16 protein-coding genes and 1 pseudogene are annotated in these 16840 nt (G+C 43.7%); 8 read left to right on the top strand and 9 right to left on the bottom strand.

What is annotated here, in order from left to right; translation table 11 throughout:
* Positions 1 to 898: 898 nt before the first annotated feature.
* Entirely contained in the window at positions 899 to 2080 is a 1182-nt protein-coding gene (locus AB4Z45_RS11400) for a YhgE/Pip domain-containing protein (protein ID WP_441909339.1), read from the bottom strand.
* Positions 2081 to 2255: 175 nt separating this feature from the next.
* Here AB4Z45_RS11400 and AB4Z45_RS11395 point away from each other — a divergent pair, with 175 nt between their 5' ends.
* Positions 2256 to 2882 (top strand): TetR/AcrR family transcriptional regulator, encoded by a 627-nt coding sequence (locus AB4Z45_RS11395; protein WP_441909338.1) that lies wholly within the window; start codon positions 2256 to 2258, stop codon positions 2880 to 2882.
* A 79-nt stretch (positions 2883 to 2961) separates the two neighbouring features.
* Here the strand turns inward: AB4Z45_RS11395 and AB4Z45_RS11390 are convergent, their stop codons facing one another.
* A complete protein-coding gene (locus AB4Z45_RS11390) occupies positions 2962 to 3324 on the bottom strand; it encodes a hypothetical protein (RefSeq protein ID WP_441909337.1) in 363 nt (120 codons plus the stop codon).
* A 275-nt stretch (positions 3325 to 3599) separates the two neighbouring features.
* Here AB4Z45_RS11390 and AB4Z45_RS11385 point away from each other — a divergent pair, with 275 nt between their 5' ends.
* Positions 3600 to 5060 carry an MFS transporter gene (locus AB4Z45_RS11385; RefSeq protein ID WP_441909335.1) on the top strand — a complete coding sequence of 487 codons (1461 nt, stop codon included), beginning with the start codon at positions 3600 to 3602 and terminating at the stop codon, positions 5058 to 5060.
* A 74-nt stretch (positions 5061 to 5134) separates the two neighbouring features.
* Here AB4Z45_RS11385 and AB4Z45_RS11380 read toward each other — a convergent pair whose 3' ends face one another.
* The 4 genes and pseudogenes from AB4Z45_RS11380 to AB4Z45_RS11365 form a co-directional block, all read right to left on the bottom strand.
* Positions 5135 to 5935 (bottom strand): aminoglycoside phosphotransferase family protein, encoded by an 801-nt coding sequence (locus AB4Z45_RS11380; RefSeq protein WP_441909334.1) that lies wholly within the window; start codon positions 5933 to 5935, stop codon positions 5135 to 5137.
* A gap of 168 nt (positions 5936 to 6103) precedes the next feature.
* Positions 6104 to 6919, bottom strand: a complete 816-nt coding sequence (locus tag AB4Z45_RS11375; protein WP_076270511.1) for an ABC transporter permease — start codon at positions 6917 to 6919, stop codon at positions 6104 to 6106.
* Positions 6916 to 7947 (bottom strand): ATP-binding cassette domain-containing protein, encoded by a 1032-nt coding sequence (locus tag AB4Z45_RS11370; protein WP_441909333.1) that lies wholly within the window; start codon positions 7945 to 7947, stop codon positions 6916 to 6918. Before AB4Z45_RS11370 ends, AB4Z45_RS11375 begins: the two co-directional genes overlap by 4 nt.
* Positions 7948 to 8190: 243 nt before the next feature.
* Positions 8191 to 8382 (bottom strand): annotated as a pseudogene (locus AB4Z45_RS11365) (IS3 family transposase); the annotation flags it as partial.
* A gap of 347 nt (positions 8383 to 8729) precedes the next feature.
* On the opposite strand from AB4Z45_RS11365, the gene AB4Z45_RS11360 reads away from it, so the two are divergent.
* Entirely contained in the window at positions 8730 to 9911 is a 1182-nt protein-coding gene (locus AB4Z45_RS11360; RefSeq protein WP_441909537.1) for an MFS transporter, read from the top strand.
* Positions 9912 to 9995: 84 nt separating this feature from the next.
* On the opposite strand, the gene AB4Z45_RS11355 is transcribed toward AB4Z45_RS11360, so the two are convergent.
* On the bottom strand, positions 9996 to 10142 hold the full coding sequence (locus AB4Z45_RS11355; RefSeq protein WP_441909332.1) for a hypothetical protein: 147 nt from the start codon (positions 10140 to 10142) through the stop codon (positions 9996 to 9998).
* 343 nt (positions 10143 to 10485) lie between these two features.
* Here AB4Z45_RS11355 and AB4Z45_RS11350 point away from each other — a divergent pair, with 343 nt between their 5' ends.
* The 4 genes from AB4Z45_RS11350 to AB4Z45_RS11335 are packed head-to-tail and all read left to right on the top strand — an operon-like array spanning position 10486 to position 14583.
* Positions 10486 to 12030, top strand: a complete 1545-nt coding sequence (locus AB4Z45_RS11350; protein ID WP_441909330.1) for a spore germination protein — start codon at positions 10486 to 10488, stop codon at positions 12028 to 12030.
* Positions 12030 to 13202, top strand: a complete 1173-nt coding sequence (locus AB4Z45_RS11345) for a Ger(x)C family spore germination protein (RefSeq protein WP_441909329.1) — start codon at positions 12030 to 12032, stop codon at positions 13200 to 13202. Before AB4Z45_RS11350 ends, AB4Z45_RS11345 begins: the two co-directional genes overlap by 1 nt.
* A 2-nt stretch (positions 13203 to 13204) precedes the next feature.
* Positions 13205 to 13447 (top strand): hypothetical protein, encoded by a 243-nt coding sequence (locus AB4Z45_RS11340; protein ID WP_441909327.1) that lies wholly within the window; start codon positions 13205 to 13207, stop codon positions 13445 to 13447.
* A 26-nt stretch (positions 13448 to 13473) separates the two neighbouring features.
* Entirely contained in the window at positions 13474 to 14583 is a 1110-nt protein-coding gene (locus AB4Z45_RS11335) for a GerAB/ArcD/ProY family transporter (protein ID WP_441909326.1), read from the top strand.
* Positions 14584 to 14688: 105 nt separating this feature from the next.
* Here the strand turns inward: AB4Z45_RS11335 and AB4Z45_RS11330 are convergent, their stop codons facing one another.
* Positions 14689 to 15555 (bottom strand): SDR family oxidoreductase, encoded by an 867-nt coding sequence (locus AB4Z45_RS11330; RefSeq protein WP_441909324.1) that lies wholly within the window; start codon positions 15553 to 15555, stop codon positions 14689 to 14691.
* Positions 15556 to 15654: 99 nt separating this feature from the next.
* Complete coding sequence (locus AB4Z45_RS11325; RefSeq protein ID WP_339203942.1) at positions 15655 to 16071, bottom strand: Rrf2 family transcriptional regulator; 417 nt, start codon at positions 16069 to 16071, stop codon at positions 15655 to 15657.
* Positions 16072 to 16255: 184 nt separating this feature from the next.
* On the opposite strand from AB4Z45_RS11325, the gene AB4Z45_RS11320 reads away from it, so the two are divergent.
* On the top strand, positions 16256 to 16837 hold the full coding sequence (locus AB4Z45_RS11320) for a TetR/AcrR family transcriptional regulator (RefSeq protein WP_076270492.1): 582 nt from the start codon (positions 16256 to 16258) through the stop codon (positions 16835 to 16837).
* The last annotated feature ends 3 nt before the right edge of the window (positions 16838 to 16840 follow it).

The raw sequence follows: 16840 nt of genomic DNA, 5'->3' as shown, positions 1-16840 counted from the left end.
AGGTATACGTCTAGTAGCATGAGAGTGAGTAATGTGACGGTGATAGTCAAAATTACGTGGTGGTATACGTGTGTCAGTAATACTAAATGTAACTTGGACGTGTGGTTGTTTCGGTTATTCTCATTGTAACATCGGCGTGGATTTGTTTCGGAAATACTCAATGTTGCTTGGACGTGGGTTTGTTCTGGTAATACTAGATGTAATTTGGACGTAGGTATGTCTCGGTAATACTCATTGTAACATCGGTGTGGATTTTTATCGGTAAATCTCAATTTTGCTTGGGTGTGGGTCAAAGTTGCGTGAGGTGTTTGAATTCTTACTGTGACAGAAAAAGCAGATTGGTTGGCGGGTGTTACGGACATAGGTTCCGCTATTTGATGGATTTCGCTCTTTTTTTGATTTTAACGGACATAGGTTCCGTTATTTGCTAGAAAACCAGAGTATTAGGGGGATTTCAACAATAATAACGGAACCTATGTCCGTAACATGCTTAAAAAACCTCTCAGATTCTAAAATAGCGGAACTGATGTCCGTTAATAAAAATGTCTGCAGATTACAATTGTAGCTTGGGTGGCGAGTAGTGTTAAGGACATAGGTTCCGCTATATGGTGGATTTAGCTCTTTTTTTGATTTTAACGGACATAGGTTCCGCTATTTGCTTTAAAATGAGTCTTTTTGAGTGTTTCAGCACAAATAGCGGATCTGATGTCCGTTAAAGTGTCAAAACCCACTAAAATTCAAACTTAACGGATCTCATGTCCGTTAGCACTGCACGTCATCGTCCCCCGGCTCAAAAAAGGGGAATTGGCAGCAAAATATCGTTTATAAAAAAAAACCACTCCTACCAAAGGAGTGGCATCTAATCAAACTAATGTAGCCTAATAACAAATGTAGCTTATTAATAACTATTTCGTAATGAAGGCTGCGCAATAACCGCTTTTTCTCTCTTAAAAATTGCAGCAAGCAGAATTAGAAGGAAGCCTCCTGCAATGTACCACAAAATGTACGCATTGGAGCTGACCGCATCTAAGCCTCCGAAGTACATTACCTCCCTCATTCCTGCAGCGGCGAATCGAAGCGGCGTCCACGAATAGATCCAATCATGCGATGTTTGGGACAGAAACTCCGGTGCCATATTAAGCAGCGGCATAGAGAAAAACATAAGCAGAACGAGAATCCCCATTGCTGGCATGCCCATCCAGTTCAGCAGTGCGGACTGCAGCATATAGAAGGTCGCACCCACAAGCCACAGGAATAACCATGTATCCCAAGCCTGCGCCAGCTCCATCCCATACCAAGAAGAAGCCATCCAAACGAGAAATCCTGATGCGATACCAACGATGACAACTCCTACAGCAGGCTGCATCGAGATTGAGGACAATCGGCTTGCCCCGGCTTTCATCGCATTTCCGCCAGCCATAAACAGAATCAACGCTGTCACTAAGCTGCCCATCCACATAATTTGTGTCAATAAACCTGGTGCATTACCAGCAGCATTATTCGTACCGACCGCATGCACAGTCTCATCCTGTACATTAATTGGAGAGAGCAAGGCTTGGGCAACAGCGACCGGTACTTGCTGCGTCTTCTCACCCATTTGTACAAGCATCGACTTGGACAACTCTGCTCCAGTCATTTTCATCACTTGACCGAGACTTTGTTTGACTAGCGTTGCTGCTTGCGAGCTTGCTCCTTCACTCACAATAATCTGCACAGTTGCTGGCTTCGGTGACGGTCCAGCTAATGAAGCGATTCCTGTGCTCAAATCAACTGGAAGAATCATTGCTCCATAATACTCTCTATTATCAATCCCCGCGCGTGCTTCTTCTTCCGAACTAACAATCGTCCAAGAAATGGGCAACTGATCGTTTTCCATCAGCTTTTGTTTCAACATTTCACCTACCGCGAGCGAACCGCCAGTTGGGATGTTCACAGATTGGTCGAGCGTGACAAGCGCCACAGGTACATCCTTGGGCTTTGTGCCAAGCACCGATCCCATCATTGCCGCTCCAAAAACGACGAGCACGACTAGAACGATCAACATTCCGATCCACGTTATTTTTTGTTTAAAAATCCCCATAATTTCTATCCGCTCCTTCTCTCTATTAATTAACAAGGTGTTGATTAGTGTTCATGTTGTTAATTATAATGAGATGGGGGTAAAGTACAATAATCACTTCTATCCGCAGTGTTCATTACTCACCATTCCCTTTAACGTCTGTTCATTAACTCGAAAAATAGGGGGATTTAATACCTTGAATGATAAACTTGATCGCAGGCAAATTCGCACCAAGCAGCTTTTATACGAAGCGCTGATGAGCTTGATCGAAGAAAAAGGGGCTGATACCGTCACGGTGACTGATGTTGCTAACCGGGCGAATGTGAACCGGGGCACTTTCTACTTACATTACCGCGATGTGCCTGATATGCTTCAACAGCTGAAAGACGAAGTATTTGCCACCATAGAAGCATGCGTCATGAAATTCGATATAATGGAAGCCAGGACGTATCTCGACAAAGATGAACCGTATCCTCAAAGCATTAAAATTTTCGAAGAGCTAGCCCGTCATGCCGATTTTCTTCGCATCATGTTTGGACCAAAGGGTGACATGTCATTGGCCATTCAATTTCGCACATTGCTCGCTTCTCATATTTACGAGAAGATCAAAATCATACCTCAGCATAAAGTGGTCATGCCGCCAGAATATGTTGTAGCCTATATGACATCGGCCAACTTCGGCATATTCATGCACTGGATCGAATCTAGACTAAGCCAAACCCCGACGCAAATGGCCAAGATGATGATCCGAATCATGAACTATGGGCCCTTGGTATCATTTGGCCTTAGAGATGCGCCGCCTGGGAGTATAAATGACTTATAGGTTAGCTGCCATCTTCTGTGACTTGTCATATAAAAGACAATGAAGCCCTATAAGCTCCATTGTCTTTATCCCAACATACTCAATCATCCAACGTACGAAATGATCGCTCTGTTCTTGTATAGCTCTTCCGAAGATGGAAACTCAGGTGTTGCTTCATAAAAAATAGAGCGCCCATCAGGAAATTTAACTTTAGCCGATGAATAGGGTCTTTGCTCTGCAGCTTAGCCAATCTAAGGAGCAATACAATGATAAGCATCAACACAGCGGCATAGGCCGGAACCATCTGTATGCGAAAATGATCGATTATTCCATGCAATAATACAACCAACACTAAGGACATAAATAACACTGCATTCAGCCGCCGCTCCATTTTGCCAAAAAGGATTCCCGCCGTGAATACAAAAATGACCAAAATAACAACTACCTCTAATACTCGCATCATACATAACCTCCAACTTCATCTCAGACTTCAATTATGGATAGCCGTAATTGATTAGCTGGAGCATAAATGTTGAAGTATACTTCAAGGTCAAGCTTTAATTGAGACAAATAATCAGATTTCGATTTCACCATTTTTGACGACATCTTCCAAAAATAAATCGTTCATCTCATATTTGTTGCTGAACCTTCACTTTCCATCTGCCTCGTTCTGTTTTTATCGCCTAATTAAATGTTAGAATAGAGAGATCAATTCAATCTATATTAGGAGCATGAAAAGTGCGAGGACATCCAATTCACATTTTACGAATCACAGGTTTTTTAGATGGTATTTCATTGCTTTTATTATTATGTATCGCTATGCCCTTGAAATATATATGGGGAATAGAGCAAGCCGTGACGCTTATGGGAAGTATTCACGGGGGGATTTTCAGTTTATATGCTGTAGCGATACTTTACGCAGCTATTCGAGTGAAGTGGAGCTTGCTTTGGCCTGCAGCAGCAGTAATTGCGGCTTTTGTGCCATTAGGCAACTTTTTGCTCGATTGGAAGCTGAAGAAGGCACAAGCCAAATATAGCGTAAAGCCATTTAACTATGCCATATTAGTGTACAGTATCGTGTTTTTCTCTTTTATTGATTTATTTGCACAGCTGCCGGTTATGAGTACTTTTGCCGCTTCCGTTGGTGCAAGCTCGTTTATTGTAGGCATTGTTGTTGGGCTTTATTCGTTAACCAATACGTTTGGCAACATATTGTCTGGTATTATGACGGATAAGGTAGGGCCGTTCAAAATACTAATGATCGGTTTGCTTCTGACAAGCAGCGCACTGCTGCTATATCAATTCGTTGACTCTCCAGTCATATTAATAATCGTACGAATCATTCATGGTTTTGTGGCCGGATTAATTGTTCCAGCTGCGTTTACTTTCTCTGCAAATACTACGATAAATAATGAGCAAGGGAAAAAAGTTGCCTTCACGGGTACCTTTGTTGGATTAGCCGCCATTATTGGACCTGCTTTCAGCGGAATTATGGCAAGCAAAACTTCCGTACCTTTCGTTTTTACTTGTGTAGCTGTATTAGGATTTGCACTCGCCATTTTGTCTGCAATTTTTCTAAGCAAGTACAAACCTTTGAAGAAAGAAAAAGAAAAAACGACCGAACAAGCAGCCGGCTCATTCTTTAATGCAGGTGTTGTAAAAGCTTATGGCGGTGCCTTTTTCTTAATGTTCTCTCAAGGCGTAATCGCATATTTGTTACCGCTGCATGTTCAAACGCTTGGATATGATTCCAAGTTAAGCGGTACGCTAATGAGCACTTTCGGGATCATTGCCGTTCTCATGTTTGTTCTTCCTACAAACCGTGTATTCGATCGCGTTTCCCCATCAAGAACGATGGCATTAGGCATGGGTTTAATGGGATTAAGTCAGCTGCTTATTAGCCAATCATCAACGACATTAGGACTTTATTTTGTTTTAGGACTATATGGAATCGGCTTTGCTTTCTTGTTCCCATCCATCAATACGATGCTCATTAGAGCTACGCCAGCTGAGCTTCGCGGGAAAGCTTATGGATATTTCTATGCCTTCTTCTCTCTAGGTGTGGTTGCAGGCTCATCCGTTCTGGGATGGCTTCCTTTCAACATTATCGAAGGGTTCATCTTTACTGGAATCATCCTTCTGTTATTTACTGTTTTCATCGCCTTGAATAAGCAAAAAGAGCAAGCCTTCAATCACTAGTGCATAGCTGCAAAAAAAGACAGCATTCCATTCAACTGGAGGCTGTCTTTTTCTTTCTCCATTTCAGTCACAATTTACTGCTGCTCTCTCCAGCGGGGTTCGTCAGGACATTCTCCAACTCTAGCCGCAATGATTACCGATAAATAATCTTGTATCATTTCACGGGTAACATCCATTTGGTTAAGATACAAATCTGCCAATGTTCTCTTTAATCCCCTGACCACCTCTATATCCTCTGTACCTTCAGGCACGGGTGTATACTCCACCAAAAATACAGTTCTTGCAACATCATATAAAAAATGTCCGTGACACACATTCATGAAATCGATAACTTTTGTCTGACCATTGGATAATAATATATTGCCTGGATGAAAATCACCATGACAAAGTGTGTCTCCATCCTTCAATTCACTCCATTTGTGCAATACGCCTTCTTGTTCCATTGCATTAGCCGATGACGCATTTATTATATTGTATTTTAAAAATGATTTGTAATCCGGCACATCGCTAGTGCTGACACTATTCTGTAGAATCGACTTATGAAGCTTGGACATATGCTCCGCGCATCCATGGAGATCACCTGTTTTTAAAACCCAATCGAGCAGTGATTCGCCCTCCACTTTGTCATAAATAATACCCATACGCTCTTCATAACTAATCATTTCATATGCCTTTGGTTTTGCGAAGTTCATATCATTAATGGCTTGTGCGTTTCTAAACTCTCTTTCTACATCACTTTTTGGATAACCGTGAACGAAAAGCTTAAGCACTGTCCCTTCTTCCCATTCATATACCGATGCGGTATTACCTTCTCCGATTAATTTCCCATACTTCATTGATGTCATCTTTCCTTTCCAAATGGCTGCTTCATTCATGGTAACATCTATACTTTTCTACCAACAATCATAGCATATTATGGAAATTTGTGAACTTTACTAGAGCTCGCTATAGAAGTATAAAACAAAAAAACGGCATTTCTGCCGTTTTGATTAGAGCGATTGGTGGAGCTTGGCGCTAGCATCAATTGAACTCCACGCTGTTCATTATGTCCGGCGCATATAGGCGCGAACCGTAATCGGTGCAAAGATGGCTACGATCACAATTGCTCCGATCAGAGAGATAGCCAAATCCCAGCCTACCGTTCCAGAGTTGGTCAAATCACGGACGGCACTGACAAGATGGGAGACCGGATTGATGTTGACAAACCATTGAAGCCATTTCGGCATGGTATCAACCGGCACAAAGGCATTGGAAAGAAACGTCAGCGGAAACAGCACAATCATCGATATCCCTTGTACGCTTGAGGCAGTACGGGCGATGACGCCGAAGAAAGCGAAGATCCAGCTGATTGACCAAGAACAGAAGATCACAAGTAGTGCAGCGATGGCCACATGATCAAGGCCTCCATCAGGACGATAGCCCATAATGTATCCCATAGTTAAAGTGAGTACAGTAGCAATCGTGTACCTAATGGTGTCTGCAAGCAAAGCTCCAGCTAATGGAGCAATTCGTGAGATTGGCAATGACTTGAACCGATCAAATACACCTTTGTCCATGTCCTCACGCAATTGAACGCCAGTAACAACTGAGGTCGTAATTACAGTCTGCACGAGAATGCCTGGAATGATGACGGGTAAATAACTGATTACGTCACCTGAGATGGCACCGCCAAAAATATAGGTAAACATTAAAGTAAAGATGATTGGCTGAAGTGTAACATCAAACAATTGTTCAGGTGTGCGCCGAATTTTAAGCAGGCCGCGATAAGCCATCGTTAATGAATTACGAATGGTTTGACCAAAGCTCGTGTGGTTTTTCAGCTCACGATCAAATCCTGATTGAATGGAAGTGCTTTTCATACTTTTACCGCCTCCGCTTTATTTGATACACCAGGCGCTGATGCAGCGTTCTCTTTAACACCATGGCCTGTGATTGTGAGGAACACTTCATCTAGGGTCGGTTTTTGTACGCTCATTTCTGCCAAATGAATCCCTCTCTCACGCAGTGCGATAAGCAGATCAGTAACCAAATCGGCATCCGCCATGGGGGCCGTAATCATTCCAGCTTCATATAACACAATGGATTGTGTTTTCAGCACATGTTCAACCGTTTGACGAGCCGCTTCGATGTCCAGCGGGTTTACTACTCTCAATTGCAATGAGGAGGTTCCTACTGAAGCTTTCAGTTCATCCACCGTGCCCTCTGCCACTACCCGACCGCGATCGATAACTGCGATTCTATCAGCAAGTTGATCCGCCTCATCGAGGTACTGTGTCGTTAACAGCACGGTCGACCCCGTCTTCACCAGCCGGCGAATCGTATCCCACATTTGAGCACGCGTACGCGGGTCGAGCCCTGTAGTCGGCTCATCCAAGAAGATAAGCGGCGGTTGTGCAATAAGACTCGCCGCCAAATCCAAGCGGCGGCGCATGCCGCCAGAGAAGTTTTTCAACGGCCGCTTCGCCGCCTCCGTCAAACCAAACTCCTCAAGCAAATCATTAGCTTTACGCTTCGCTTCTGCACGCCCGAGCCCTAGCAGCCTAGAGAAAATAACCAGATTTTCTGTAGCGCTAAGTGATTCATCAACCGACGCGTACTGACCGGTTACCCCAATTAATTGACGGACAACCTGAGACTCCTTTACAACATCGTGCCCGAAGATTCGCGCCGAACCTGCGTCTGGACGAAGCAAGGTTGCAAGCATACTAATCGTTGTGGTCTTGCCAGCACCATTCGGACCAAGCACACCGTAAATTGAACCCGCGCGTACATTCATATTCACGCCATCCACAGCCCGATTTTCACCAAAAGTTTTTACGAGTCCGTTCGCTTCGACAGCCCAATCACCGTGGTTTGGCTCTATTTTCTTCTTATTTACATGAACCATTGTAATTCCTCCTATACAACTGTTGATAACGTGATGGTAACGTACCTTTGTAAACTGAATTTAAACAAAAAATGATCCGCAGTTTAAATCTTACGTCTTATCGAGCGCTAAAATTCTATCCCTTACCTTAGATTCACAGAAATTAAACATCCCACTTAAAAGCAAGTCACCAAAAAAAGCCCCTATTTCTCTGCCGATTGCAGAAAACTACTTTTTTAGCACATCTATTTATTGCTTTAAGAACCGATTCTCCGCCTTTATTTGTTCCAATTCTGAGGTAACTCAGGCCCTTTACCAAAGCTGTATTGTTTGCCTACAGGTTGCTCCAAGCGGTTTAATTCGCCCTTGCGGTACCATCGCATCCAGGTTTCCAATTGCGTCTTATTTCGTATGCTCAGCTGCTCCATGACCTCTTTCACTGGAACTCGCTTTCATTTTTGTTTCCACCGGATAACTTACTCTTGTTGCCAACGTAAAAACACCTCCAAGATTGTCCCCATCTCTTACGACATGGTTGCATTTTCTTGAAGGTGTTTTAATTTTTCTCACGCTAAGGGGTCAGTCCCAAATTACGTATCCCCAATAACAAAGGTGTTTTGTTACAGAAAAGTATTCATTTTCTGCCCTTATCAGCTAGGGTTACGATTTCAGTTACTCATCTCTACAACTATTGACTCTTGTCTCTGTATAAAACCACTGTTTTCTTCTAGACAACAAGAGAAAAGTGAGCTACACTTTGTTAGAATTTGGCAAGATCATGAGGAGAATGGAGCAGGTTGAAGATGCGTATTGCCGCAGATATGAAACGTTTTTTGCAGGTAGATGGTGCAGGCAGGATGCTTTTCACCTTATTTTGTTATGGCATCGGCATGGGCATTCTAGCACCGATGAATGCAATTTATTTAAGTGAGAGCATCGGGCTTTCAAAGAATGAAGTCGTATCGATCTTCGTTGTGTCGCTGCTGCTCAATATGGGAACTACGATTACAGTTGGACTGTTAAGTGATAAGCTGCGCAGCAGAAAAAGACTGGTCATTGCCGCTGCTTTGTTATGTCTCGTCGGTTTGATAATTTACATGAATGCGGAAGGTTATGTCCAGGCACTGATCGGCATGTGTGTTGTGAGCGCTCCGTCCGGACTCATTATGGGACAATTGTTCGCTATATCTCGGAATCATTTTGCTAGACTTGCTGGAGATATTGTGGAGATGGCACAAATTTGGCTGCGCGCAGGGTACAGTGTTGGATTTTTTTGCGGTTTGCTGGCAGGAGCGAATTTGTATTTGATTGCTACGTTTCAAGGTGTATTATGGGGCAACTTTGCAGGTTACGCTATGCTCGTTATCCTGCTGTTGTTCTACCGGGAACACTCTGAAGAGAAAAAACAAGCTAATATGGGAGCGAGTGAGCCTTTTTCCCTCATCATGTTAATCGCTCTGCTGCTGCTTGCATGCGCAGATGCCATTCGCGGATTGTACTTGCCGCTTGTTGTAAAAACGTTGTTCGGCAAGCCGGAATATATGTCTTATATTTGGAGCTCCCAAGCCGTATTCGAGCTGTTGTTCATGACCATCGCAGGTTATTGGGCGGCGAAATACGGCAGCAAAATAATTATTTTAATCGGCAGCTTTGGGGCGCTTATTACTTATACGATTTATGCCTTGCACTCGCCATTAATCGTTTTTTTCCTCATTCAGCCGATTTATTCTTTTTTTGTATCCATCTTGTACGGAGTAGCGATGGGGTATGTGCAGCGCATGTTCGCAGGCCGAACCGGATTCGGCGCTAGCTTGTACGTTTTCATTTCACTAACGGCATCATTAATCGGATATTTGTTACCATTGTTCATCGAAGGGTACGATCCATCCATATTCGTCATTCCAATTGCGCTAGTCTCTATTTCAATAACGATTATGTCTATCGTGTTGATAAGGGAACGTCGTCTGTCACAGCTGCCTCAATAACAAAACAAGCCTTGAGCCCACTCGGGTTCAAGGCTTGTTCTTTGTTGCACAACGAACCTCAACAATCACTTTTCAACCCCGCAATTAACGGTAAGTTGGATTTACGACGCCAATTGCACGCTCCACGCTAAACTTGCTGTTCTCATAGGTCAAATACTCATTGCCTTTCACATGAAAAGGAATCTCTTGATTATTATAAATCATTGCACCCTGAATCTCACGTACACTCATTCCGATGATCACCTTTAATTGACCCTCGCGATCGGTAAAGCCAAGTAAAGACGTTGGCAATACACATTTGCGGTTAAATCCGGCGCCAAAAAAGGTAATATCGGAGAATCAGGATTCATTTGCGCCGCATCATTAAGATGAATCCTAGCCATAAGTTCGCTGCAATCCCCTCTTCTTTAAACCAATTATAGTCGTCAATCTCATACATGCAATAAAATATAACAGGTAAACAGAATAGACATTGGCTCCTCCCCTCCTCCCAATCCAATGGCAACCGAATATCTTTTCCTCAACAGGGAAAAGATGTAATCATTCGACACTTCACTTCGGATAGGAGACACGCATGCGGAAATCGCCCAATTTTTCACCTAATCACACTACATCCGACAAGCCTTCTTACCCGAACATTTCTCCCCATCTGGAAGAAAACTTGAACGCGATCGAAGGTTTTTTTGCCAACTGCAAAGACTTGATAATACATCGTTGGAGTTATGGACAGGGCTTGGAGCAATCAGCCTTTACCGTCTACTTCGATACGCTAACGAAAACGACCGTTACGAATTTTGCAAAGGATACACTGCAAAATCTAGTGCCGCATGAGCTTGGTCCTGCCGAGACGGTAACGATAAAAGATGTTATCCATTATTTTGAGAATCATGGCATCGCTTCCCCTAACGTTGAGCTTATGAGCGAAATGGAACAAGCCGTCAGAGGCATTCTGGACGGCAAAGTCGTCATTTTTTTTGACGGATGGCCTAAAGCTATCGCCTATTTTGCCCTTGATGTCGAGCAGCGTCAAACCTCAGAGCCCATTACGGAGCCTACCGTTCAAGGCCCGCATGTCAGCTTCATTGAAAGCTTGGATCGCAATATCGGTGTCATTCGAAGCTTGCTGAAATCGCCCGAACTTAAATTTGAGTATTTTATATCCGGGGAGAAGGTTCATAGAAAAGTGTCCTACGGCTATTTGGAAGGCGTCGTAAAGCCGGAGACATTAGAAGCGTTTAAGCAGAAGATTGAGGGTATAGATCAAGAAGAAATGATTGATATTTCCTATCTGGAAGAGTGGGTTAATGATTCCAACTACTCCCCTTTTCCGCAAGTTCGGTATACGGAGCGCCCGGATACGACGGTTACCTCTTTGCTGGATGGAAAAATCATTGCGTTAGTGGACGGAAGCCCTTCGGTTCTTATCTGTCCAGGAAAATTCATTGAGTTTTTTACAAACAGCGAGGATTATTACTATAGGGCGATTTTTTCTTCGTTAATTCGATTGATTCGACTGGCTGCGTTCCTCATAGCGCTCATGCTGCCCAGCACTTATATCGCGTTATCAACCTTCCACTCCGAACTCATACCGACGGTTCTCCTGCTAGCCATTTTAGATACACGGGAAGGTATCCCCTTCCCGGCTATGATTGAGGCGTTGATTATGGAGTTTTTCTTTGAGCTGCTGCGGGAGGCCGGCATTCGTCTGCCTCGGCCGATCGGTTCGGCCGTCAGCATAGTTGGGGCGCTTGTTATCGGTCAAGCAGCTATTCAATCACAGATTGCATCTCCGGTCATGGTCATTGTCGTGGCCTTGACGGGCATCGCTTCCTTTGCGCTCCCTCAATACAACATGGCCATCGCACTGCGGATTTTGCGCTTTCCATTAATGTTTCTCGCAGCGACGTTTGGAGGGCTGGGCATCATGGTAGGCTTAATTCTCATTTACATTCATCTAGCGACTCTACGATCCTTAGGTGAGCCCTATCTAGATTCGTTTGCTCCACTGGATTTGAAAAGGCTGCGAGATGCGATTTTCGTGCTGCCAAGACGATTGTTGGTTCATTCGCCTAGGAGTCGACATCTACATAAAAAATCTGCAGGAAGGAAGAAATCATAGTGAAGCCATTCCTCTCCTCTCTCGCTTCATTTCTTGTTCTTTGCTTGATTACTGGATGCTGGGATAATAATGAACTGGACGAGTATGGCTATGTGCAAGCGATATCGATTGATCGAGGCGAGGGTGATTTTGTCGATATTACGACTCACTTTTATAACCCTTCCAGCAAAATGCAAACTGATCCAGCAACGAGTACAGCAGCGAAAGGAATTAATATTCGAACAACAGGAGAAACCTTTTTTGAAGCGATGCGAGAGATCCCTGCAAAATTCGGACGTAAAGCCAAATGGGATCATATGCGAGTCATTATCATCGAAGAGAATTTAGCCAGAACGTTGAACATCCGTGAAGTGCTTGATTTTTTCTCAAGAGACCATGAGCCACGGGGCACGATTCTTCCCATCATAGCTGAGAAATCGGCGGCAGCATTTCTCGATATTAAACCGTTTATCGAGCAGACCATTGGTCAACAGTATAGAAAGATGGAGACGACCGGAGCTCTCTATTCCGCGAAAACGTCTAACCTTCCGCTATATGATCTCGCTATTCAGCTAAGCAGTCCCTCCAAAACCTCTGCTATGCCTTACCTGCATAAAAATAGCTTGGATTATAAAGCGTCAATTTCCGGGGTCGCATTGATTCAAGACGGGAAAATGGTAGGGGTACTTACGGAGAAAGATACCGAAACGCTGATGATGCTGACAGATAAATATAAGTATGGGGTATTTGAATTCCCTTGCATGAATCATGAAAAAAAGATGCAGATCTACAACAAAGAATCGCTTGAAATAATCAACTTCAACAGTCAATTGGTTTCGAAAGTGACAGATGAGAATGTAACCGTCGACATCCATATGACGATTGAAGGTACAACCGGAGAACTGAGATGCTCAGACCTTAAGACCAAGCAAGATATGGAGCGTTTTGAACAAACGATTAAGGAGCAGATCGAACAACAGATTCAACATGCAATCCGTACCTTTAAGGCAAAAAAAGTTGATGTGCTCGGAATCGGCAATCAAATTTATCGGAACAACCCGAAACTATGGAAGCAGCTGGAACCCATTTGGGAGGATAAGCTTGCTCAAATGCAATTTCAAACCCACGTTCAAGTTCATGTGTTAAGTACGGGCATGAACGCTGGTACGATATTTGGGAAAAAGGAGCACTAGCTGTGTTAGGAAAATTCATCTGCGTCCTGCTGTTAGCATCCGCTATGCTGATCCATGACATCCCGAAAGTGAAAGCCGCAAGCAAACGAGATCGGTTTGTGTACATAGCGATGTTGGCGCCGCTCCTCTATCTTGCTGTTATCTTTTTAATAGCCAAGCCATGGCCTAACCTCGATATGATTTTCAATTTATTTACCGAACCGGCTAAACTAATCATTCGTTGGCTCAATCCCTTGCATACGTAAGTTTTATAAAATTTGGAGGAGACCCCATGAAACAAAAAGAACGTATCAGTTCGATTCAGATGTCCATGCTGTTCCTTTTTTTCATGACAGGCTCCTCCATCGTCATTGTCCCTGCGCCCTTAACGAACATTGCAGGCAATGGAGCATGGATTTCTCTTCTCATCGCCTCGGCAATAGGCATGCTTTTGCTGGCTGCTATCCTTTATTTAAACCGGCTAGCCCCAGAGCTTTCGTTGGTTGAGCAAAGCCGCTCCGTGCTGGGAAAAGGACTCACCTTTTTGATATTGATCCCTTTCAGCTGCGTATTGCTTTGGAATATTTCGGGCGTTGTCATTGAAATCGGAATCTTCTTCAAGAATACGATGATGAAAGAAACCCCTACCTATGCTGTAAGCACATTGTTTTTCATTATGATCGGAGTAACAGCGATGGCAGGAATTGAGGTCCTTGCTCGGATGGCTGCTGTATTAATGTTTCTGATGTTCGGCTGTATTGTTCTTATCTGGATTCTGGTGTCAAACCTGTACAACCCGCAATATCTGCTCCCTGTGATGCCAGATGGAATTGGACCAATCCTGAACGCCTCCTATGTGGTTTATGGGTTTCCCTACTCCGAGATGGTCGTATTTTCGGTCATCTTATCGTTTGTACGCAAGGATGAGAACGCTCAGCTGCGCAAACATATGTACTTTGCGCTTGTTATCAATTCCTTGACGCTAATTGCCTCGGTCATAAGCAGCATTATGGTATTGGGACCACTGTCCGGTGACTTGAAATACTCTTTGTACCAACTAGCCCGGCTAATATCGTTTCAGGAGGTAATCGAGCGAATTGAATCCATCATCGGATTCTCGCTCATCATCGGCTTTTATTTCAAAGCTTCTATTCTCCTGCTCATCCTGATCAAAATGTTGAAAGAACTTCTAGGCTTGAAAAATGAACGCTTGGTCGTATTTCCCGTAGCATTCATTTGCCTCATGCTGTCGTTAACCACCTATACGAAGGAATCTCAATTGGAGGAGTTCGTCAATGTGACATGGCCGCTGCTCAATAATCTTGCCTATACCTTACCCGTTCTTCTGATTTTAGTGCTCACAGTGATTAAGCATCATAGAAAACGGAGTAAGGAGCAATAGTTGTCATTAACTTGTTATTCAAACTAGCAATAATAAAAAAGAGGCCGTCCCATCGGTCACTTAAGACTTTCTGGGACAACCTCTAGAATTGATTTACGCGCTTAATTATGACTGAATTTCGTTTACGATTTGACGGAGAGCCTCTTCGAGCGGCGTGACTGGACGACCAAGCAGCTTCTGAAAATCATTGCTTTCCACTTCCAATGCTCCATCGCGAATCGCACTTTGAATCTGAACCAGAATAGGAACAACCGGTTCAGGTACGCCTGCACTGCTCATGATGCTGGCATAAGTAGTGTCATCCACTTGTTGAACAGGAATTTCCCGTCCCAAGACAGCGGCAAGAATGGAAACCAGCTCTTCTTGCGTCGTAAGCTTGCCGGACAACTCATAAACGGTATTCTCGTGGCCTTCGCCAGCAAGCACCGCCGCAGCTGCCACTGCATAATCGCGACGCGTTGCCCAGCCTACTTTGCCTGAACCCGCTGATGTCAGCCAAGGCGCACCTCCAAGGACCGCTTGAATGCTGCTGATCTCGTTCTCCAAATACCAGTTATTGCGCAGGAAGGAATAAGGAATTCCAGTGTTCTTAATAGCTTCTTCCGTAGCACGATGTACTGGCGCAAGAAAAAGTGAGCTCTCGCTTGCATTTCCTACACTGGTATACGCAATGAAACCAACATTAGCGCGCTGAGCGGCTGCTACTGCATCGGCATGCTGACGAATTCTCGTTTCGTTATCGCCGTCAGTGGACACGATCAATAAACGGTCGATACCCGCGAACGCTTTGTCTAGCGTTTGTGGCTGGTCAAAATCCCCATGACGCACATCCACGCCCCGCGCACGAAGGTGTTCAGCTTTCTCCGGATTGCGAACGCTAACAGCCAAGTTATCTGCCGGTATAGTCTCCAATAAAGTCTCAACTACAAATGATCCCAATTTCCCTGTTACACCTGTCACCAAAATTTTCATCGTAATTCCTCCATTTAGTTTAATGTATTATGATTGCCCCTTCGTTATAACCATATTGGTTACAACTTGGGTATAAAAAAAGCTCAATGAGCTTTTTTGTTACACAAAATGAGCTGCGAGCTGGCTTAAGTTTACTTGAGCTAGCCTTTGTTCCATTGCAGATTGAGCTTCCTTCATTTCCAAGCGAAGAGCTGCTTCAATATTTCGGCCAACCGGACACTTTGGGTTCGGATTATCATGAAAATTAAACAATTGACCATCCTCAATGACTTCCACGGCACGGTAAACGTCCAAAAGTGTGATCTCATCCCGATCTCTCAGCAAGGAAGCGCCTCCGACTCCTGGTCGAATATCTACCAAGCCTGCCTTCTTGAGCATCCCCATAATTCTGCGGATAATGACAGGATTCGTATTCACGCTGCCTGCAATATAATCGCCTGTACAATCATTGGAGCTGACGGCAATTAGAGAAAGGATGTGGACAGCAATGGAAAATCTGCTACTAATTTGTTTCACTTAGCATCACCACCGTTGTAACCATTGTAGTTACTACGAAGCGGATTGTCAATCCTTTAGAAGAAGATGAGCTTATTATATTCAAAACCAGTTTTTTTAACCTGCCAAAGCAATTTTCATTTGCATAAGAAAAAAATTTTTGATAATATAACTGACGAACGTTCGTTAATGTGAGGTGATCTTATTGAAAAGCCAAGAAATTAAAGACATTGCTTTGAAATTTTTCACAATTCATGGGTATGAGGGTGCCTCTCTGTCTCAAATTGCCGACAATGTCGGAATGAAAAAACAGTCTCTCTATGCTCATTTCAAAGGAAAAGATGATCTGTTCCTACAAGTATTACAAGATGCTAAAGAAGCAGAAGTCTCATCGAAGCTAAACTATTTGAGTAAAGTGGGTACCCAAAATCCTAAAGAGGATTTATTTGGATACCTGCAATTAGTCATTGATTTGTTTCAACAGAGCGAGCAGTTAAAGTTTTGGCTGCGTATGTCTTTTTTTCCGCCTCTCCATTTGGCGCCAGCCATTAATGAGGAAGTATTCGATTCGGAAAATAAGATTCAAACTGTACTCGAAGGCAAATTTCATGATTGGATCGCGGCGAAAGCCATTAGGGAAGATATAGCCTCCATCCCTACGCTTGCTTTCTTAGGTGTAGTTGATTCCATGATGTTAGAGCTTGCTTATGGGAATAATGAAAAACGTCTACAGGATAAATTAAATGCCTCATGGACTGTATTTTGGAGAGGCATTTCACAGCTATGATTT

It is taken from the genome of Paenibacillus sp. MCAF9, assembly GCF_052114265.1.
In the GTDB taxonomy this organism is placed as follows: Bacteria; Bacillota; Bacilli; order Paenibacillales; family Paenibacillaceae; genus Pristimantibacillus.
The sequence above is the reverse complement of the archived record's forward strand: the minus strand, read 5'-3'. Positions and strand labels throughout refer to the sequence as shown.